Here is a 20,196-nt window from a genome sequence, read left to right as displayed (position 1 = left end):
GGATTATATATAGTCCGGCCTTTGTTGTTATCACATCAGTCAGCAGTCGTTTGCTTGATATTTCCCGCCAGGCGGAGTGCGAGTTCCAGTACAGGATCCCGATGTTGCAATATATCTGTAACAGCAGGTGTAATGACATGATCTGCCGGTACACCTTTATTCGCTTGAAATGGATGCTGCAACCGCATGTAATAGCTTAATAAGGGTACATCCAGGCCAAGATGTGTATGAGGCAGGTCTACCATTGCAAAGCCGCCGCTTGTATTCCCCTGCATGGTGCCACCACTTTCTTCCCCGATGAACACAGCCCTGCGACTGTCTTTCGCAATTGCTGCAAATTCAGCTGTTACAGAAAAGCTACGTCCGTTTTGCAGGATATAAACATTGCCGGCAAATGCATTATTCGCAGGATTAATAACACCCAGTCCTTCACTATAAGTAAAAAGGTATTCATCTCCTTCTTTTTTTACAAACTGTTTGAGGTATTCCATTTCCGCTGGAAATGTGGCATATGTCGCAAAAGAGTAAGGACCGATACCGGCTACCGTGAGTTTTTCATAATACCGGAAGGGAGCGCGTGCGATGTATGAAAGTAATTGTTGTCCCAGGCGATCTGTACCCCCTTCATTATTACGAAGGTCAATGATCAGCGATTGTACCTGTTTTTCTTTGATCAGACGAAAGGTACTGTCCAGAAATGCCGGGAAAGCAGGCATTCCTTCCTGTTCCATAAACACGGCAATTCGTAGTAAGGCAACATCCGTTGAAGGGAAGGAAAGGGTATACGGTGGCTCTGTGGGGGTAGCAGACCGGATCTCACTGACGCTTACTGCGGGAACCACAACTTTCCCTCTTTTTCCGGCGGCTTCTTTATAGCCTATTGTAAAATGTCCGGCAGGCCCGGTAAAAGCGCCATAATATCCTGCAAAATCACTATTGAGCGCTGCATATTTTGCGCTTTGTACAGCACCATCCGCATAGATATTCCGGAATAGCCGCGCAGTGATATGTGAGATATCTTCCCCATTGATACTCAGTATCCGGGTGCCGGCGGGTAATAGTTCCTTACTCCCATAAGTCCGCAGTACAAATGCATCGCCATCCTTAAAATAGAGTTGAAGCGGCAGATATCCATTACCAAAAAATGCATAAGGATCGTCTGGTTTCCCGGCAGGGTGGAACTTCACATGCCCGTCACCTATATCAGCGATCAGGGGATTCACGAGTTTATAGAACGCATATGCGCTCATCCCTTTTTTTAATTGCTTTCCGATGGCAGTAAATTGTTTGTCTGCCTGTTCCTTTGTCTGGAAACGATAAAGTCCTGGGTGTGCCTCTTCCAGTGCCTGCCGGATCACAGTGAAATCTGCCTGTAATTCCTGTGGGGTGAATATCTTTTGTGACCAGCCGGATATACCTGTTAACAACAACCAGCATGCAATGAATAGCTTTTTCATAAAAATCATTTTTCTGCAAAGCTAGATGGGACTGAGGTTTTCGTCGACCGAGCCGACAGGATTGAACCTGTCGTTACAGGATTTTTGGTATGCCGACGGCGTCATACCTGTCAGCTTTTTAAAGGTAGTATTGAAGGTCGCCTTTGAATTGAATCCACAATCGATGGCTATCCCTAATATGCTATATGCTGTGGAGGACGGATCTTCCAAACGGCATTTCACGGCTTCTACCCGGAAACTATTAATGAAATCATGAAAACTTTTTCCAGCCTGTTCATTAATAGCTTGTGACAGATGGTGCCGCGATACTTTCAATTGCCCCGCCAGGGTAAAAATGGTCAGATCGGGATCCAGGTAAGGGTGCTCCGCTGTCATATGGTCAAGTAGCTTTTCATATAAGGTCTTTTCAGCTGGTGCCTGCAGACCTGATTTACGGTACTTTTTCTCCATAGATGGCTGTAACTGATCCGGCCCGAATATATCGGGTTGCAGAAGACATTTAATCGCCGCCCAGTACACCAATATCACCACCAGGAAATAGTTATAATGATAAAAATGCGTAACAACAGGTAGTTGCCACTTTCTGCCATAAAATCCCAGCGCTGATATGATCAGTATACCCAATATCCCATATATGAATTGTTGCAGCCATATCAACCGGCGATGGTGTACATCAGAAAAAGTATTGTCCACCTTCTGCCTGAATGCCCGCAGTAATGACAAGGATAGCAAGAGATAACAGGTGATCATACAAAGACTGATCTGGTTCAGCCAGCCGAAATCCAGGCGGCTTAAGCTGGTAAAATCCATCAGTAGTTGTCTTTTGCTGTCGGCGGACTGCAATAACCAGGGTGAAAGCACAATCAGGTAACCAATAAAGGGGAGAAGGTGTAGCGCATCTTTAGGTGTCAGGGGTTGTCCGCCGTCTGTGACTTTTTTGGTAAACAGATAAATTAGCGGACCGAAAACACTGAGCTGCAACCAGGATATACGACTCAGATGTGGAAAGGTCAGGAAGAAGGAGCGGGTATCGAAGGCATTGAGTAACGCCTGAAAAGACACCAGCAGCATGAAACAGATCAGCAGGATCGTCGTCGTATTGTTCTTTTTGCGGGTATACAACAAAAAAGCAAATAGCGCCGCATTAATCAGGCCGGCAGTGACGAAATAACGGAAGAGCGCAACAGTTGTCATGTCTTTGAATATCAATGAACAATGAATGTCCTGCTAAAGACGTCTGTATCGCCGGGAAGTTGCTTGTCCGGAACAGCTGTTTTATATAAACGGTTTTAAACAAAACGGCCTTCCCACAAGAGAAGGCCGTTTTCAATATTAACTTATACAATCATTAATTGTCCGTTTTCTGTTCCGCCAGGAAACTTACCACGTCCCTTATTTCTTTCTTGGACAACAGTAGCTTCATATCCGGCATACTCGATTCTGCGTACTTTTTATTAACGATCTGGTCGGCAGCGATGGTACGCTCTTCCTGTCCTTCCTTGATCTTCAATGCTGTTTTGGTTTCTCCCTGGAGGATGCCCGTCAGTTTTTTACCATCCTTCAGCTCAAGTGTCACCATACCAAAACCAGGGGCCAGTCGTGCGCTTGGTGTAATAAGCGCCTGGAGGATCTGTTCTCTGGTGATCCGTCCGGCAACGCCGTTCAGTCTCGGACCCGCATTACCTCCGCGGTCATCATAAGAGTGACAGCGCATACACTGGGAGTTCTGGTTATGGAAGAATATCTGTCTGCCTCGTTTAGGATCACCTCCCAGCAGACAACTGCTATAGGCAGCCATCAGATCATCCGGGGATACTTTACTGTTGATCGTTTTGTAACGGGTCGCCAGTGAGCTGGAACGGCTGCTGTCGATAGCTTCACCTAACTCGAGAGAGATGCCCTTATCCAGTTGGCCGGCAGCCATTTTATCCAGCAGTTCGCTCAATGGTTTTTCTACATATTGTTGTGGCAATTTACCCAGTGTCAGCAGGGCTGCCTGTTTTTCTTCTACTGTTTTATTAGCAATCACACCCATGAGCAGTTTTACCATCACATTCTCCGAGATATGCATTTTGCCCAGGAGATCAAGCCCAGCTACACGTACTGATTTTTCCCTGTCAGTCAGGGCTGCTGTAATACCCTGTTCCATACCTGCGTCCTGCAAGCTTACCAGTGATTCCAATGCAGCAACACGCATATCTGCATCACGGTCAGCCTGTACGGCAGCCAGTAACGCTGATCCTGCCTGTTTGATCTGTAATTTGGCAATCGCTTTTGCGGCACTGATACGTACCGGTAGATCTTTGTCTTTTAACAGGGCGGTAAGTGGAGATGTAGAGAGATTCACTACAGGTGCTGCGTTCCTTTTTATTTCTCCTCTGAGACGACCATCTACACGGTCCAGTACAGATGGTTTCGCCCATACGCTCAGTGCATCGATGGCTTCCGCACGCATAGGAGCCGGGCTACCGGCTTTTTGTGCATAGGTGAGCAGATGATGCAAAGCACTGTCTGTACCTACCCGCAGATTCGCATTGATCGCACGGCGGATCAGGGCTTCATTTTTGAAGGAAGTGCTGACCAGCAGGTTGGCCAGTGCCGGTAATGCATCTTTGATAGACAGGTCATCGTTGATAGCACGGGCAGTTTCCGTTACAACAAATTCATCTTTATCATTCAGAAATGCCGCAATACCAGGATGACTCATTCTTCTGAGTGTCACCACTGCCGCTATACGCAGTGCACGGGAAGGACTGTTGGCCAATGCAATCAAAGGCGCTGCTTCTCCTATACGGGATAATGCCAGTGTTCCTGCATGACGCTGATAAGCATCTACGTCGTTGTTGGCTTCAAGATATGTGATCAGTGGTTGTACCGCAGGTGCATATGCGATCCTGCCCAGTGCTTCTGCCGCAAAGAAACGTACACGGCTGGCAGTATCTTTTAATAATGGCACCAGTGCAGTGCCTGCCTCGTTGTAGCGGATATCTCCCAGCCATTTTGCTGCCTGGGCCCTGATCTCCGGATCATTATCCTTTAACAATGGCAATAATGCTTTCGCATACTGTTTATCCTGACGTGCCAGCTGACTCAGACCCCATATACCGTGTACTCTTGCCAGCTGATTATCTGTTTGTTTCAATGCCTGTTCAAATAAAGGCGCGCCTTTTTCTTTCCGTTTTACCAGTTCAAACTGCGCCTTCATGCGTACACGCATATCCGGGTTCTTCAGCAATCCGGCGAGATCAGCTTCTTTACGTTTGCTGAAATCTTCTGCCAGGAGTGTTTTTGTCAATTGACGTTCAGCGGTAGCAGCATCTTTCTTATCATCCAGTTTCCAGATACGGCCATAGTTATGGGTATCCCAGCCATCTATCCAGTCAGCCACATACAGTGCGCCATCCGGGCCAAAATCAATACCGGTAGCCAGTATACCACCCAGTACTTTTTTATGTTCACCCAGTTCGAAAGTAGCGCCCTTTGGATTCAGTTTGAAAGCGTGTACACCAGAGTTGGAGGGATTACCTACAAACTCTGCCACAAAGAAGGTATTCTTATAAGCAGGGCCTAATGCAGTACCGGGATTGTACACAAAACCAGCCGGACCACTTACAAAATTGCTGATACAGGGGGTGATATATGCAGCCTGTCCTTCGAAACGGGGCAGGTACATCTTTTCATCCATCCAAACTTTATAGGTGTTGTTATCTGGATCATTGTATTTACCATACTGCCAGTTGCTGCGCCATCCCTGGTCACCACCGTTTACCAGGTATACCAGGCGTTCTTTTTCGCCAGGATGGTCGCCATCATTATCTTCACTGATAATATTGCCATATTCGTCAAAGGCAAACTCGTGTGTATTACGGATGCCGTATGAATAGATCTCAAAATCACTACCATCGGGATTAGAACGGGCTAATACGCCACAGTTAGGGAAAGACCATGCTTTACCATCAGGGCCTTTACCGTTAAAACCGATATCACCTATCTGCCAGTAGATACGTCCGTCAGGCCCCATTTCCACGCCTGACATACCATGGCCGCTAAAGCCTACGTGAACGGCGTATCCATGAGAGATAGAAGTCTTTTCATCTGCAATACCATCATGGTTTTTATCTCTTATACGCCAGAGGTCAGGCGCTACTGCCAGGTACAGGTCATCACCATCACTCAGCACGCCGCCGGCAACGTCGGTCACTTCATCATGAAAATCATCTACGACCAGTTGTGCCTGATCTGCCACGCCATCACCGGTGATATCATCCACACGGTATACATGTTCTTTCTCTATGGTCAGGTCACGCCAGTCATGAGAGCTGTCTCCATTGAGATCTTCCAGCCACTGGTTCCGTTTGCTGTTCTCCGGAGATAATTCTTTGTGCAGGAAGGCGCGGCGGTCTTCTACGGTTTGCAGACTGATAGATGGGATCTCCCAGTCCCGGTGACCGCGGATATCAAATTCAGAATGCTTTTGCCGGTCAGTGGTCGTATAATATACGCGTCCCTGATCATCGATATCAATACCAATAGGAGAGATCACAAGCGAATCAATCCCCCACAGACTAAGGGAAAGTCCCTCTGCCAGTTCGGGTTTTACAATACTGGTGATCGAGTCAGCCAGATGAGCGGTAAGTGTCGTATCCATCCGTTTGATCCGCTTGTCTGCGGGACCGGCGTCTTGTTTACAGGCGGGAAGACAGGCCGCAGAAAAAAGCAGTGAGACCAGAATAGGATCTTTTAAAGCAAGCAGTTTTTTCATATGAGGAAGCAATAATTGTCGGTTGTACACACTTTTTGCATGACCGATTAAGATAGGGTAAAAAAAATCGACAATGGAATATTTTTTTTGAATGGAGTCGCCTGTTATTTTACTTTTTGGATATCCAGCAATCGCTGCCAGTTTTTTCCTATGAGCTCGATCCTGATTACATCGCCGGTCCTGAATCCATCAAAATGATGTCTGGTCTGACCAGATCCCAGGCGATACCAGGAATGCCGGGTAGCACTTTTGCCATTTTGGGCCCATGCTACAAGCGTTTCAGAGATCTCTGTAATGATCACTTTTTTAGCATCTGCCTTTTTGAGTGCCAGCATGGTGGGCATTACATAAAAACCTGCGATGAGGAGGACCAGCAGGAGGATGATACCACCAAGGATCAGTAATACACCAGCATGTCCGCCGGAGAATATTAAAAACAATACACAGACAACGCCCAGTATGATACCTACAATACTTAAGTCAGACCAGAACCTGCTGATAAATTGCTGTCTTTCTTCTTCGGTGATGAGCGCAACTGTTTCTCTATAGGTTGTATTTTCATAATCAGCGCGCAACAGTACATCAATGCCTGGCTGAATTGTCACGATATGCAGCGCAACCTGCTGTTGCACGAAGGTGTCTATACTTTCCAGTCTGCGTTCGTAGGAATAAGCCATAAACCCTTCTGCTAAGGCCAGGGGAATATACACTTCTCTGGAACCTGCTGATGTATGGTAACGTAGTAAGCGGCTATTCACCACTTCTACACTACGTAATACGCCCCGCAACACCACTTTCTCATCACGCTGAATGATCTCTTCAAACAGGCGGATCACTTTTCTACGTTTCAACATTCCCCATATACAACAGCCTCCCCCAATGGATATAAAAGCGCAGAAGAACAACCAGGTAGAGCTGTCTTCATGAAGTATATCATCAAAGCCGATAAAGAAGATAATGCCAAAGGTCAGGATAAATGCAGCGCCTATCAGTATAGCTGGCAGGGCATTGATATATTTGAACTGACTTAACTTTCTAATGAGTTGGCGGTCTTCAGCAGATAGGGTTTCGTATTTTGACATTTAACGGTAATGTTATTGATTGAATCTCCCGGTGATGTCGGGATAACTAAAGGAATTTCGGCGAACCCATATCAAGAGCGCCACTTTCCGGCCAGGGACCATCCGGAACGGTTAACTCGCTATGTGGCCAGGCCACCCATTTGTCGCGGGACATACCAGCAGCTGCAGTCAGGTTTTGCAATACAATAGAAAGATCTGACATCCGCCAGACGTCTTCATTAGGATCGTCCTCCTGACCAGCAGATGCCGCCATGGCTTCCTGTCCGGTACGTGATAATACCAGGGTGGAACAGGGCGGACTCCAGCAACCTAATCCGCCAAAGACAGCCTGTAATCTTGCAGCTACTTCAATACCGCCTACAGAATCCATTGTGACGGCACAGGCGACAGGTTTACCGAAAAAAGCAGGCGTGTTTTCAAAAGCAGTGGTGACTTCTATAAAACGCTGTAACGGCGAACTCCAGTTATTCCAGTATACACCGCTGATTACCAGTAAAGCATCACAATCTACTAACAACTCATATACCTCCCGGATCGGCGGCATCGGACCAGCAAGTGTGAGCTGTTTGACTGTCTGCTGCAGGTCATCCTCCAGTATTTTTACCGCTGTGTTCATTATGGCGGCTGAATTACCTGTTGTGCCACGAAGGGAACCATTGATGATCAGTATCTTTTTTGCCGTAGCTATCATGTCGTTCGTTACAGATTGTTTTATCAGGATCAGTTGTTAATGATGTTGTACGTGGTTGTCTATCACGACTCTCACCCTTGACAGGTGATGATCATCATGCTCCGCGACAAAGTATGCCAGGTCAATGATCCGCATAGGTGTTTTTAGCCTTGGATGCAGGGCTGTTTTTTCTAACTGTTCATCCGTCAGCGCAGAGAGTTTCTTTACAAATGCCTCTCTTTGTTCTCTGAATCTTTGCAGGAGAACAATGGTCTTTGTAGAATTATGATCCGCATTATGTGTCGTCTGATTGCTGAGATCAGCTACTCTCAGTTCGGTTTCCCCATGTACCAGGTCATCCGTTCTGCCAGACCATAAGGGCTCCATATCACCCAGATGCCCGATCTCTTCTTTGATACTCCACTTGCCCTCATCTTTCAATGTCAGCAGGTCGGTATCCAGTGTGCCAATGATCTCCTCCACACGGGCCGGCGTACCGCAAAGTCTTTCTATAATAGAAGGCAACAAACCATTGTCTTCAATAACAGGGAATGTCCTTTTAAACCATTCAGTTCTTTTCATGGTGTAATGAATATGTCCGTGTCAAATGTATGGAAAATCCTGCTGTAATTACCATGCCGTACAACCATCACATGGATGGTCGCATAGCATGGTGAAATTCGCTCGTATAAAGAATACTTATTGTTTGATCAATTTTAATCCTGTCTTGTGACCGGTCTTTATGATGTAACTGCCGGGCTTTAGTTTGCTGACATTAATGCTGACAGTTCCTTTGGTTGTTGGGGCTCGCATGTTCATGACACATTTACCGGACAGATCGAATATCATGATCAGCTCTCTGGGAGGTATATTGGTAAGTGTGATCTGGTCTGTTGACGGATTCGGATAAATGATCGTTTCCTGGTTCTCTGCTGATTGTGTTTTCGATAAGATCGCATTCAGCCGCCATTGTCCGTGAAGCTGGTTGTTGTCATCAAACTGATCAACGTCATCACCTGCATTGATCCCACCGCCATATACTTCTATAATTCTTCCGCTATGGGCTGCTTTCAGCTTATAGTAATTGTTATCGCTGGCAATGAGAATAAAATGCTGGTTGAGGTTGTTGTTGTACGTCCATTGCAGCACATTTCCAACGTTGTTGGTACTGCCGTATTCCACATCCACTGCTTTACCTGTCTGTACATTGATCAGTTTATAAGCACCGTCTCCGACATCTGTAAAGGTGAATTGCTGGTTCGTGGCATTGGTCGCATTCCATTGCAGTATATTGGTGCCATCTGCAGCATTTCCACCTGCAACATCCATATACTTCCCGCTATTCCTGTTTTGCAACGTATACGTGCCGTTTTTACCTGTAACACCATTGGCGCGTACCCTGAGAGAAGAAATATTATCATTCCATCCGTTATCAACCAGACAATCATCATTGCCGGTGATTGTATAGGCATTGCCGGCAAAATTATCTTCACTATATACCGTGGCCTTGTAGCCGGATGGGATTTTTATGGCAGATATATCATTGTTGGTAATTCCTTTCGCCTGCAGTGCTGCAAGATTATAATCTCCTATGCCCAGTTTAACCGCATATCCGCTATAATTGCAATCATGATAAAAGGTAGGTATAGCAGGTGTAATAACATTAAAAGCTGTATTGGCCAGCACAGCTGCACCCGCTACATTAGGGTGAAGATTGTCATTGTAGAGCGTGTTCCGCTGATTCTGTGTGGGCGTATTAAAGTCAATGACCGTCACATTTTTAGCAATACTGATTTGTGAAATGATGGGGATCAGCGATGTTTGCAGATTGTTGATCTGATTAGCATCCCCATAACAAGCTAATGGAAAGCATACATAGATCGCAGGGTTACGCCCGTTTTGCCGGAAAGCATCGATCATAGCCGCATAATCATTGTAAAAGTCATCCTTGTACACCCAGTTACCGGGATGCGCGTCATTCGTACCCAATGATATAATAAGTATCTGTGGGTCGAAATTCTTCGCAGTAGTGAATGCACCGGTATTCCAGTAAGGTGAACCGCCACGCTTCAGCATCGTAGTGCCGCTTACACCACAATTCAATACTGAATAATTAGTGCCCAGCATAGTAGCCAGTTGCCCCGGCCATGATTCCACCTGCGGATTAGCTAAGCCGTATCCCGCCGTCACACTGTTACCTACACAGGCCACACGGATCTGGGCAGCGCTATGCAGGGAAATAACAGCAGACAGACAATATAGTATTGTAAAGAGTTTTTTCATATGCGTTGTGTAATAGCATGATAATAGCCCCTGCCTGAACAGATGATAATGATGCCGTTCAGGCAGGTGCGTTGTATTTATTGTAATAACCAGCGTTGTGCATCGCCGCCATTCCAACCCCACTGAACAAGCTTATAGCCATTCTGTGAAGAGCTTGAATTGTCTAATGTGCCGCTTGTTTGCTGATTCCATATCCTGTAACTGCCATCGGCCTGTTTGTCTACCCACCAGCGTTGATTATTGGCTCTTGTAGGTGTCCATTGTACCAGTTGCACATCATTTGCGGTATTGCCTCCAGGGACGTCCAAGGCTTTCCAGCTGGATTGGCTCACAATATTCCAGGAATTGTCTTCATTCTGTGTAAAGTTCCATCGCTGGTTAAGGCCGTTGTTAAAGCCCCACAGTACAATACCAGCGCCATTACTGGCCAGGCCAGCATTGTCAATAGCAATACCGTTTTGTTTGCTGACCATCACATGCATTCCTGCTATATCGTCTGGTTGTGCACCGGGTGTGAATTGCAGCCAGGATACCGCGCTAACGAACTGACTGGTGACCAGATTATCATTAATAGGGGTCTGTTGCGCCCAGCCATTCCAGCAGATATTTCTGTCCGTTCTGCGATTATTCCATAAAGCAGTAGCATTCTGTAACATCCACGGATAATAAGTACTCCACAGCCTGTTGTCACGAACAAAATGCCCCAGCCCTCTTGCAAATTCATCTGCCCAGGTATTGAGATAACCTGCATTGTTACTGATAATACCGTTGGTCGTCATATTGTTCCTTACATAGTCAACTGCCTTCTTTGCATCATTGAAATATTGCACATCACCGGTGATCTGATAAAGCAGATTGGCGAAGTCAACAAAGGAACCCTGGTTATACACAGCACTTCCCTTATCAACATAGTTATCACGATCTATACTGGTGTATACCTGGCCGTTGTCAGCATTAAAAAGATGGCTGCGGGACCAGGTATAGATCTGTTTCGCGCGGTCCAGGTACCATACGTCATGATTCGCCTGATAGATCAGACAGGCCAGCTTTCCCATGGGATTATTTGAAAGCGAGTTTTTGTTAATAGCTTCCCCCGCAGGTGTCATGTCGGGTTGTTGTTCCCAGATGCCTCCGCCATTGTACTGCGTGTCCCATCCACGTGCGTAAGCCATATCGAATCCATACCTTGCCGCCGTCAGAAAATTAGCAGTGCCTGTCATATGATAACCCCGGATCAGGCAAAGCGACATCCAGGCAATATCATCATTCCAGCCATCCCAGGCCCAGGGAGTAGGCGTCATTTGCAGAAAACTGGTACAGAGATTATTCACCAGCGTTTTGTGTGCAGCTCTTCCGGTTCGCTCATAGGCATCTTCCATCCCCATAATATTCAGGGCAAGTGTCCATGTACCATCAGATGCATTGTCATTGATGGATTTCTTATAGTAGGTAAGTCCGCCGGAGTTGACCAGAAAGGCGTTGTTAAACGCATCAATAGCTGCATCCGCATTACCGGAGTTGACCAGATTCATAGGTGCTGCAGCCAGAGAAGGATTTCTTTCCAGCGCAGGATCTACCAGGTTCTTTTCGCGGCACCCGGTAAATATGGTTACTGTGAGGACAGTCAGGGACATAAGCATACTACGCCCTGGGTTCATGGTTAAACGGTCTGTTTTCATGTTTCGATTTTGGATTGAGTGATTCATATTTAATTTGTGGAATACTGTGGAAAAAGGCAGGCCATTCAAAACCGTTGGCCGGTTTTGTTATCTACGTGGATCTGTTTGATAAGTATGCAAATCCATCCCGGACACACATACTATTTTAAAAAGGAGGGAAATTTTTATCTGAGGTAGGATAGCGGAGGGGAAATAACGCTTGTATTATTTCCTGGTGATAAGCATGATATTAATGACCAGGGCGACAATATCTTTCAGGTGTACACGCAAATGTTGCAATGCATAAGTGAGCTGATTTTCAACAGTACGTTTCGAAATATGCAGCTTTTCGGCTATCTCATCATTGGAAAGATACTCGAACCTGCTCATTTTGAATATCTGCTGACAGCGTGGTGGTAACAGCGACAATAATTGTTGTAATTGAACATTTAACTCCGACTGCCGTATACGGGTATCTGCTTCGTTGGAAGTCAGGTCGCTGTCGCTGAGCTCTTCCACACCGGGTAGCACCAGTTGTTTTACTTTCCTGCGGGAATAGATCTGATACCGTGTAGCCGTGAGCAGAAAGGCAGGGAATGATTCGATGACCAGGGTCTGGCGACGGGTCCAGAGACTCAGGAAGATGTCATGGACGATCTCCTGACATACATCCTTATCCTTCAGCTGTCTTGAACAGGTATTGTATACAGCCGCCCAGTATTTGTCAAACAGCCGCGTAAATGCCTGCTGATCGTCATTACGAACGGCATTCCATAACCGGATATCAGATTCATCTATGGGAGGCATGGTGGTTGAATTGAAAGTCGTGGAAAAGATAGTCTTTAGAAAATTAAAAAAAATATTTTCATTTTATGTGTGTCCCGCTCTTTTTTTCATACTTATAAACAAAGAATGCCACCATGACGGAAGAAGAGTTTTTGATACAATACGAACTTTACCTGAAGGGAAAGCTGGATGAAGACGAAATTCGGGCCTTACATGCCTACCAGGATGAAATGTCACTGGATATTGCGGATAGAGAAGAGCCCGGAGCAGAAGAGATAAAGCAGGCGATTCTGGCCAGACTGCAAAACAGTATGCAACCTGCTGTCCGTCATCAGATCAGGAGGCGTCCTGGACGGCTATGGTGGGCGGTCGCGGCTATGCTGGCAGGATTAAGCGCCGGTGTCATTTATACAATACAACTGCGGAACGCTAAAACCAGTCAGGGTAAAGAATATAGTGGCGTCAGCCAGCCGGATTCCCGACACGAACGCAGGACTTATCTCACCCTGGCCAACGGAAAACAGGTGTCCCTTTCAGACGCTGCAGATGGACCCTTAGCTTCATCTGCCGGTGTACTGGCCAGCAAACGATCGGGTAGTATACTGTCTTACAGTCAGCAGGATACAAAAACTGCCATCCCGGATACAAACAGTATCGTTACGCCCGCAGGTGAGCAGTTCGCCGTTACACTGGCGGATGGCTCGCGGGTATACCTGAATGCCGGGACTTCTCTTCGTTTTCCCGTGTTCTTTGGTGGCAGGAGAGAAGTATATCTGACAGGGGAAGCCTGTTTTGAAGTAAGTGCGGATGCATCCAATCCTTTTATTGTACATGTCAATGGAGAATCCGTAAAAGCTTTAGGGACCATGTTTAATATAAAAGCGCATACCGAAGAAAACACGGCCAGCGTGACCCTCGTCCGTGGTGCTGTAAATGTAGCGCTCAGGGGGAAAGAACAAACATTGCGTATAGGACAACAATTAAATTATAAAGCAGGACAGACAACCTATTCAGTAAAAGACGTCAATACCGACATCGTTATCGCCTGGAAGGAAGGCTACTTTGCCTTTGACAGGGAAAGTATCACCAGTATAATGGCCGAGATCGGAAGATGGTATAACATGAAAGTGATTTTTGCAGGAGGGAATGTAAACAGGAAATTCAGCGGTAAGATTATGCGCTTTACCAACATCACAGATGTACTCAGGAGACTTGAAATGACAGGCGCCATGAAGTTCAGCATACAGAAAAATACGATTGTAGTCACTATCGGAGAATAACAACCAAACCACCTTTTATACCAAAAAAATCGTTTCTTAACTACTAGCCAAATGAATAGAATTCCACGTTTATGGCTGCACAGGGGAGCTCCCTGTATGCAGAGGAAGCCCCTGTGCCGGCGGCAGATGATGATTGCTTTTTTTATATCCATGCTCTTGCTGTCGGTTCGCTTAAATGCACAGCGACAAGACCAGACCATCACACTGAGTGTGAAAAATGAATCGCTGGAAAATGTCTTTAAAAAAATACAGCAGCAATCCGGACTGCTCTTCGTCTACGAAGATGAACTGCTGCAGCAAACGCTTCCCCTGACCTTCAACGTCGTTAAACAGCCGCTGAAACAACTCCTGGATGAGTGTTTTAAGAATCAACCTGTTGAATACAGTATGCTGGACAATTCTGTGATTGTCCGTAAAAAGAATAATCCCGCACCTTCTCAACCAAAGGTGATCAGCGGAAAGGTAACAGACGCAAAGGGAGAACCCATTCCGGGCGTAACTGTCCGCTGTAAAAGTAATAACGCAAACACCCAGACAGGTCCCGACGGTGTGTATTATCTGAAAGTAGCGACTGGTGATGTGCTGATATTTTCCTATGTCGGCTTTCTCTCGCAGGAAATACCGCTGAAAGGACAGGATAAATTGGATATCACCCTGAATGAAAAGGCATCGAACCTGCAGGATGTTGTAGTCGTAGGATACGGACAACAGAAAAAGATCACGGCTGTTGGCGCACAAAGCACTATCCGGGCAGAAGACCTGAAATTGCCTGCTGCTAATCTGACGAACGCTATCGCCGGACGTGTCGCTGGTATTATAGGCGTACAGCGTAGCGGACAACCAGGATATGATAACGCTGAGATCTACATCCGCGGCATTTCTACTTTTACAAGTAGTAGTCCACTGGTGTTGGTGGATGGTGTAGAGCGCGATTTCGCGAATGTCGACCCCGAAGATATCGCCAGCTTCAGTATCCTTAAAGATGCTTCTGCTACTGCTGTATATGGTGTGAGAGGCGCCAATGGCGTCATTCTTATTCAGACAAAACAAGGTAAGGTGGGTAAGCCATTGATCAACGCACAGTACGATCAGGGGTTTACACAGTTTACAAAGACGCCGGCATTTGCAGATGGCGTGACTTATATGCGGATGGCCAATGAGGCATATAAAAATAGTAATCCCGCTGATCCTTTACCAAAATATACAGAAGAACGCATTGCGAAAACTGCTGATGGTACTGATCCCGACCTTTATCCGAATGTAGACTGGTTTAAGGTACTGTTTAATGATTTCGGACACAACCGGCGCGCCAGGGTAAATGCAAACGGCGGCTCCGACAAGGCGAAGTATTACCTCTCTGTGGGCTACTACGATGAGGCCGGAATGTATAAAACAGACGAACTGTCTGCATATAATTCACAAATAAAATTCACCCGGTACAATTTTACTTCCAGCCTGGTTTTACAACTGACTAAAACCACCAGTGTAGACTTTGGCGCGTCCGGATGGCTCAGTAACGGGAACTATCCGGGTAGTTCTGTGGATGATATCTGGGCAGCGGCATACACATTGCCACCTATCCTGATCCCGCCGGTTTATTCGAATGGCCTGCATTCAAAACTGCGTACAGCCGATATTAATAATCCATATACAATGTTGACCCAGTCAGGATATGTGTCTGAATTCAGAAGTCAGTTATGGAGTAATATCCGCCTGACACAAGACCTCGGTTTCTGGTTAAAAGGACTGTCTGTGTCGGGTATGTTTTCATTTGATAATTATAACAATCATACGATCAAGCGTACCAAGTCCGTGGACGGTTACCTGGCGAAAGGAAGAGATAACGATGGCAACCTGTTGCTGGAGCAAACTTCTATTGGAAGCAACTATCTGGGGTATGAACGTTCAAATGGGGGCTCCCGGCAATTTTATACGGAAGCAAGAATGAACTATAAACAAGATTTTGGTGCAAATGAAGTAACAGGTATGCTCGTGTTCACACAGTCTGACAGACAGGATGCATTTGCGGGTGACTTTATCTCCTCTATTCCATATCGCTTTATGGGATTGGCTGGTCGTGTCACCTATGCCTGGAATGACCGGTATCTCGCTGAAGCCAACTTTGGTTATAATGGTTCAGAAACATTTGAACCAGGCAGAAGATTTGGCTTTCTTCCGTCGGCAGCTGTCGGCTGGGTAGCTTCTGAAGAAAAGTTCTTTAAACCCTTACAGGATAAAATACAGTTACTGAAACTCCGCTTCTCTTATGGTCTGGCAGGAAACGGTAATATCGGCGGGCGCCGCTTTGCCTACATCTCCACAGTCGATGGCGGAAATGATAAATATTCTTACGGTGGTAACGGTATTAATAATGAGATCAATGGAATGGATATCGGCGATTACGCCGTATCCGTTACCTGGGAGAAAGCAAAGAAAGCTAATCTGGGACTTGAATTAAGAGCTTTGCGTGATCAGCTCTCAGTAGTAGTGGACGTATTCAATGAGAACCGCACCAATATCTTTCGCCAGCGGGGAGACGTGCCCAACTATGTCGGTATACGCAATCTGCCCTGGGCCAATCTGGGGGAGATCCACAACAAAGGGGTAGAAACAACCATAGAGCTCAATAAAAAGATCGGTGCTGTGGATGTTGGTTTCAGAGGCAATTTTACCTGGAACCGCGCTATCATTATCAATGATGCAAATGCCCCATGGGCCTATCCCTGGCAACAACGGATCGGTCGTAAATACGGACAACGCTTTGGTTATACCGCCCTTGGTTTATATACCTCGAAGGCCGATGTTGCCGCCAGTCCTTATCAGACCGGTAGAAATGAACCTGGTGATATAAAGTATAAGGATTTGAACAGTGACGGTAAAATAGATAACTATGATGCCGGTCCTATCGGTTATGGTAACATCCCGGAAATCGTTTACGGATTTGGTCCCAGCATCAGCTGGAATGGCTGGTATGTCGCCGGATGGTTCAAAGGGATCAGTAATGTGGATATCCGGTTGAATGGAGATGGTTTGCAGCCCTTTAGTCAGGGTGGTGAACGCGGTAACCTGCTGGCAGGGATCACTGACCGCTGGACGCCTGATAATCCTAATCCTCATCCATTCTATCCCAGATTGACCTATGGCAATGATAATATGAACTACGCAGGCAGCTCCTGGTGGGTGAAAAATGGCGCATTCCTTCGCCTGCAGACCTTACAGTTTGGCTATACCTTCTCCGCAAGTCAATGGTTGAAATTAGCAGGACTGTCATCAATGAACCTGTATTTTATCGGTAATAACCTCGCCACCATCAGTGGATTTAAATTATGGGACGTCGAACTGGGTGATGGCCGTGGCGCCGGATACCCATTGGTCAAAACATTCAACGTCGGAGCGAAACTCACTTTCAGATAAGATTAAACCGAGAACATGAAAAGAAATATTATATCAAAAGTGATCCTGTCTCTTTGTATCCTCCTGGCCAGCGGATGCAGTAAATACCTTGATCAGGTGCCGGATGACCGTATCACGATAGAAGAGGTCTTTCGTAAAAAAGCGACATCCGAACAGTTTCTCGCGAACGTCTATAGCTATGTAAATGATGATGCGAACGTATGGGAAGGATCACCCTGGTTCAGCAACTGTGACGAGGGAGATATTACCTGGTCCAAATATGTTGTATATGATCTTAATATCGGTAATATCAGCGCGGGTAATGCCATCTTTGACCGTTGGGGCAGATATTATAATGGCATCCGCTCTGCCTCTTATTTCATGGCACATATCAATGAAAATGTAGAGATCCGCAGCGTAAACGGGCAGCAGCTGATTGATCAGTATCTGGCAGAAGCCCGTTGCCTGAGAGCGTACTTCTACTTTTTACTGATGATGCAATATGGCCCTGTCGTACTGGTTGGAGATAATCCTGTTTCTCCGGATGCGCCGGCTGCATCGATGCAACTTCCCAGAAGTCCGTTTGACGAATGTGTAACCTATGTCAGTGATCAGCTGGATTCAGCCCTTGTTGATCTGCCTTTGGTACCCAGCTCTAACGGACAATCCAGTGAGATCGAGTTGGGAAGAATGACCAAAGGTATCGCCCTCGCTATTAAATCACGGCTGTTTTTATATGCGGCAAGTCCCCTATACAATGGTAACACCGAAATGGCGGGCTTTAAAAACTATGATGGTACGCCCATGATATCCACTTCTTTTGATAAAGAGAAATGGAGAAAAGCAGCAGATGCATCAAAGGCTGTAATGGATATTGGATTGTACAGTCTTTATAAAGATCCTTCCGGGGATGTGATGAAATCATTACAGGGCATTTTCCTGAAGCCATGGAATGGAGAACAGATCTTCGTCAGAAAGAAAAACGGACTTGTAGACAGGGATGTAAATTCGATGCCAAGACAGGCAGGTGGATGGAACGGAGTAGGCGTCACACAGGAACAGGTGGATGCTTATTTCATGAAAGATGGCAGATCTATTAAAGCATCTCCTTTATATACTGAAACCGGATTCACGGAAGTGGAAGGCGTGAAAGTAAGTAATATGTACCTCAACAGAGAGCCTCGCTTTTATGCGGATGTGATCTATAACAATTGCGTATGGCAGGGAGGAAGTATGAAAGCGGCTGCTCCGGTTACTTTCTACAGATCAGGACCTAACGGTAAAAATGGACATCCAACTGATTGGACAAGAACAGGCTACCTCGTAAGGAAAAATATAGCTTCTCAGACGAATGCAGGCGCAGGTGGCAGTGGACAAAAACAGGAGCGCCCCGAAGTTATTTTTCGCCTGGGAGAGATCTACCTCAATTATGTGGAAGCATTGAATGAATATAGTCCCGGTCATCCGGATATATTGCTTTATCTGAACAAGATCCGTGAGCGTGCAGGTATTCCTCTTTATGGCGCGGGAACAGGAGAGTTACCCGCCCCTGTTTCTCAGGAGGAAATGCGGAAGGCAATACGGCAGGAACGCAGGATCGAACTGGCATATGAAAATCATCGCTGGTTTGATATCCGTCGCTGGAAAATTGTAGCAGAAGTTATGGGGGAAGTACACGGAATGGATATCAACAAAGATGGAGATGACTTCTATAAAAGGGTCGTTGCTGCGCTGCATATGTATATTCCGGCGCTGAACTGGTTCCCCATCAGCCAGTATGAACTGGATCGCACCCGTATCCTGGTACAGAATCCAGGATGGTAATCAGGTAAGTTCTTAATAAAAAATGACTATGCATCTTAATAAAATATTCCCCTGCATTTTATTACTCTTTATCATCTTTGCATCCTCCTGTAAGGATCATTTTGACCTGCCGGTCCAGCCAGTTGAAGATTATACGAAGGTCTATATGCCACAGGCCGTAAATAATCCGAAGAGCTATGTACTGAAGATCTCAGACTCGCTGCAGGAAATGGTGTATTCTGCTACCTGTGGCGGACAGGATTATCCACCGGCAGATATCAACATCACCTTTGCTGTTAATAACCAGCTGGTAGATAGTTTTAACAGGGTCAACGGCACCAGTTATCTGACAATGCCGGATGGGAGTTATGAACTGACCGCATTAAAAGCAACGATCGCCCACGGTACTTTGAGCACAGGGCCGCTGAAGGTGCTTGTAAAAACAGCTGGACCGGAGGCTATCAGTTTCATGAAAGATTACCTGCTGCCGGTATCTATTCTGAGTGCTACCGAAAAGATCAATGCAAAGCTTGCAACAACGTTCTTTAAAGTAAGGGCAGAGCCAGACCTCAATGACTATCCCATTTACGATCGCTCTGCATGGAAGATCATTGATTTCTCCTCACAGGAGGTAAACGGAGAAGGACCGGTTAATGGTAGGGTAGGATGCATACTTGATAACAAGCCTGACACCTATTGGCACACACAGTGGCAGGGTGCATCTCCCGGACCTCCGCACTTTATTACAATAGATATGGGGGAAACAAGAACCCTACATGGTCTCGCTTTTCTGGCCCGCCAGGCAGATGGGGGAGGGAAGCCTAAAGAAGTAAAGTTACAGGTGAGCATGGATAATGTTAGCTGGGAAGACGCCGCTGCTTTCTCACTGGGAAATGTAAAAGAGAACCAGCCACAATTTCTTACTATCTTTCGGGACGCACGCTACTTAAAGATCGTGGTCCTTGAAAGCTACAACGGTAGCTACACGCATCTGGCGGAACTGAATGCTTTTTAGGGTTTAA

General features: G+C 46.2%; 13 protein-coding genes. 4 read left to right on the top strand and 9 right to left on the bottom strand.

Annotated elements, in window-relative coordinates; all coding sequences use genetic code 11:
- Positions 1–35: 35 nt before the first annotated feature.
- From BMZ72_RS10035 to BMZ72_RS09995, 9 genes are all read right to left on the bottom strand, one after another.
- Positions 36–1,457, bottom strand: a complete 1,422-nt coding sequence (locus tag BMZ72_RS10035; protein ID WP_177222745.1) for a S41 family peptidase — start codon at positions 1,455–1,457, stop codon at positions 36–38.
- 21 nt (positions 1,458–1,478) lie between these two features.
- Positions 1,479–2,651: a helix-turn-helix domain-containing protein gene (locus BMZ72_RS10030; RefSeq protein WP_089807817.1), complete on the bottom strand. Its 1,173-nt coding sequence runs from the start codon at positions 2,649–2,651 to the stop codon at positions 1,479–1,481.
- A gap of 154 nt (positions 2,652–2,805) precedes the next feature.
- Positions 2,806–6,219 carry a HEAT repeat domain-containing protein gene (locus BMZ72_RS10025; RefSeq protein ID WP_089807815.1) on the bottom strand — a complete coding sequence of 1,138 codons (3,414 nt, stop codon included), beginning with the start codon at positions 6,217–6,219 and terminating at the stop codon, positions 2,806–2,808.
- A 104-nt stretch (positions 6,220–6,323) separates the two neighbouring features.
- On the bottom strand, positions 6,324–7,301 hold the full coding sequence (locus BMZ72_RS10020; RefSeq protein ID WP_089807813.1) for a hypothetical protein: 978 nt from the start codon (positions 7,299–7,301) through the stop codon (positions 6,324–6,326).
- A 46-nt stretch (positions 7,302–7,347) separates the two neighbouring features.
- The gene (locus tag BMZ72_RS10015; RefSeq protein WP_089807811.1) at positions 7,348–7,992 is read right to left on the bottom strand and encodes an NAD(P)H-dependent oxidoreductase; all 645 of its coding nucleotides are present in this window, start codon (positions 7,990–7,992) and stop codon (positions 7,348–7,350) included.
- 36 nt (positions 7,993–8,028) lie between these two features.
- Entirely contained in the window at positions 8,029–8,553 is a 525-nt protein-coding gene (locus tag BMZ72_RS10010) for a DinB family protein (RefSeq protein ID WP_089807810.1), read from the bottom strand.
- A gap of 117 nt (positions 8,554–8,670) precedes the next feature.
- A complete protein-coding gene (locus BMZ72_RS10005; RefSeq protein ID WP_089807808.1) occupies positions 8,671–10,254 on the bottom strand; it encodes an RICIN domain-containing protein in 1,584 nt (527 codons plus the stop codon).
- 77 nt (positions 10,255–10,331) lie between these two features.
- Positions 10,332–11,933 (bottom strand): glycoside hydrolase family 76 protein, encoded by a 1,602-nt coding sequence (locus BMZ72_RS10000; RefSeq protein ID WP_177222744.1) that lies wholly within the window; start codon positions 11,931–11,933, stop codon positions 10,332–10,334.
- A 204-nt stretch (positions 11,934–12,137) separates the two neighbouring features.
- Positions 12,138–12,719, bottom strand: a complete 582-nt coding sequence (locus BMZ72_RS09995; protein WP_089807804.1) for an RNA polymerase sigma-70 factor — start codon at positions 12,717–12,719, stop codon at positions 12,138–12,140.
- 113 nt (positions 12,720–12,832) lie between these two features.
- Here BMZ72_RS09995 and BMZ72_RS09990 point away from each other — a divergent pair, with 113 nt between their 5' ends.
- The 4 genes from BMZ72_RS09990 to BMZ72_RS09975 are packed head-to-tail and all read left to right on the top strand — an operon-like array spanning position 12,833 to position 20,189.
- Positions 12,833–13,978, top strand: a complete 1,146-nt coding sequence (locus tag BMZ72_RS09990; protein WP_089807802.1) for a FecR family protein — start codon at positions 12,833–12,835, stop codon at positions 13,976–13,978.
- A gap of 51 nt (positions 13,979–14,029) precedes the next feature.
- Positions 14,030–17,392, top strand: coding sequence for a TonB-dependent receptor (locus BMZ72_RS09985; RefSeq protein ID WP_089807800.1), 3,363 nt, complete (start codon positions 14,030–14,032; stop codon positions 17,390–17,392).
- A gap of 15 nt (positions 17,393–17,407) precedes the next feature.
- Positions 17,408–19,195, top strand: coding sequence for a RagB/SusD family nutrient uptake outer membrane protein (locus BMZ72_RS09980; protein ID WP_089807798.1), 1,788 nt, complete (start codon positions 17,408–17,410; stop codon positions 19,193–19,195).
- Positions 19,196–19,223: 28 nt separating this feature from the next.
- Entirely contained in the window at positions 19,224–20,189 is a 966-nt protein-coding gene (locus BMZ72_RS09975) for a discoidin domain-containing protein (protein WP_177222743.1), read from the top strand.
- Positions 20,190–20,196 lie beyond the last annotated feature (7 nt).

Source organism: Chitinophaga sp. YR627, assembly GCF_900114995.1.
Taxonomy (GTDB): Bacteria; Bacteroidota; Bacteroidia; order Chitinophagales; family Chitinophagaceae; genus Chitinophaga.
Note: the sequence above shows the minus strand (reverse complement) of the source record. Positions and strands in the feature narration are given on the sequence as shown.